The sequence below is a fragment of the Streptococcus sp. SGI.013 genome (genome assembly GCF_050315295.1).
Taxonomy (GTDB): Bacteria; Bacillota; Bacilli; order Lactobacillales; family Streptococcaceae; genus Streptococcus; species Streptococcus porcorum.
The window spans coordinates 1-336 of record NZ_JBNPOS010000108.1 but is presented as its reverse complement, the minus strand read 5'-3'; the positions used below and the strand labels follow the sequence as shown (position 1 = coordinate 336).

The window sequence follows — 336 nt, the reverse complement described above, 5'->3', positions numbered from 1 at the left end:
ACCTGGATCTTTCGGATCTTCAGGGGTAACCGTAACGACACGGGCTTTCACAACAACTGTGAAGCTTTGGTCACTAGCCTTATCGGTATCGAAGACTTGTCCACCGTCTTTGGTGAAGCCATCTGTCACTACTTCGTAGCCTTGGTTAGTAAGCTCTTTAATACGATCAGTTGTGCTGTAGTTGATTGGCTCACCTGACTTACCAGTCACCTCATCAATAGCTCCTAGCTGTTTACCGGTGTCATCTTGGTAGGTGATGGTAGCTTTTTGAGCATCTTTGACATATCTAACGATAACTTCAGTGTCTGGATCAGTTGCCGGAACATCCTGAACAGC

Annotated in this window: 1 protein-coding gene; it reads right to left on the bottom strand. The window is 46.1% G+C overall.

From position 1 onward, the window contains the following. A partial coding sequence (locus ACQRDX_RS09585) for a mucin-binding protein (protein WP_427896669.1) occupies nt 1-336 on the bottom strand: 336 nt, incomplete at both ends.